The sequence below is a fragment of the Kitasatospora sp. GAS204B genome (genome assembly GCF_029892155.1).
In the GTDB taxonomy this organism is placed as follows: domain Bacteria; phylum Actinomycetota; class Actinomycetes; order Streptomycetales; family Streptomycetaceae; genus Kitasatospora.
In genome coordinates this window covers 1-1,175 of sequence record NZ_JARZAG010000080.1, presented here as the reverse complement: position 1 = coordinate 1,175, position 1,175 = coordinate 1, and the positions used below count along the sequence as shown (strand labels likewise).

1 rRNA gene is annotated in these 1,175 nt (G+C 56.3%); it reads right to left on the bottom strand.

Annotated elements, in window-relative coordinates:
- Positions 1-2 precede the first annotated feature (2 nt).
- Positions 3-1,175 (bottom strand): 23S ribosomal RNA (locus tag P3T41_RS36860); the annotation flags it as partial.

Here is a 1,175-nt window from a genome sequence, read left to right as displayed (position 1 = left end):
CTGAGGACAAGCCCTCGGCCTATTAGTACCGGTCAGCTCCACCCCTTACGAGGCTTCCACATCCGGCCTATCAACCCAGTCGTCTACTGGGAGCCTTACCCTCTCAAGGAGGTGGGAATACTCATCTCGAAGCAGGCTTCCCGCTTAGATGCTTTCAGCGGTTATCCCTCCCGAACGTAGCCAACCAGCCATGCCCTTGGCAGGACAACTGGCACACCAGAGGTTCGTCCGTCCCGGTCCTCTCGTACTAGGGACAGCCCTTCTCAATATTCCTACGCGCACAGCGGATAGGGACCGAACTGTCTCACGACGTTCTAAACCCAGCTCGCGTACCGCTTTAATGGGCGAACAGCCCAACCCTTGGGACCTACTCCAGCCCCAGGATGCGACGAGCCGACATCGAGGTGCCAAACCATCCCGTCGATATGGACTCTTGGGGAAGATCAGCCTGTTATCCCCGGGGTACCTTTTATCCGTTGAGCGACGGCGCTTCCACAAGCCACCGCCGGATCACTAGTCCCTGCTTTCGCACCTGCTCGACCCGTCGGTCTCACAGTCAAGCTCCCTTGTGCACTTACACTCAACACCTGATTGCCAACCAGGCTGAGGGAACCTTTGGGCGCCTCCGTTACTCTTTAGGAGGCAACCGCCCCAGTTAAACTACCCACCAGACACTGTCCCTGATCCGGATCACGGACCCAGGTTAGACATCCAGCACGACCAGAGTGGTATTTCAACGACGACTCCACCAAGACTGGCGTCAAGGCTTCAAAGTCTCCCACCTATCCTACACAAGCCGAACCGAACACCAATATCAAGCTATAGTAAAGGTCCCGGGGTCTTTCCGTCCTGCTGCGCGAAACGAGCATCTTTACTCGTAATGCAATTTCACCGGGCCTATGGTTGAGACAGTCGAGAAGTCGTTACGCCATTCGTGCAGGTCGGAACTTACCCGACAAGGAATTTCGCTACCTTAGGATGGTTATAGTTACCACCGCCGTTTACTGGCGCTTAAGTTCTCAGCTTCGCCCCGACGAATCAGAGCTAACCGGTCCCCTTAACGTTCCAGCACCGGGCAGGCGTCAGTCCGTATACATCGCCTTACGGCTTCGCACGGACCTGTGTTTTTAGTAAACAGTCGCTTCTCGCTGGTCTCTGCGGCCGGCCCCAGCTCA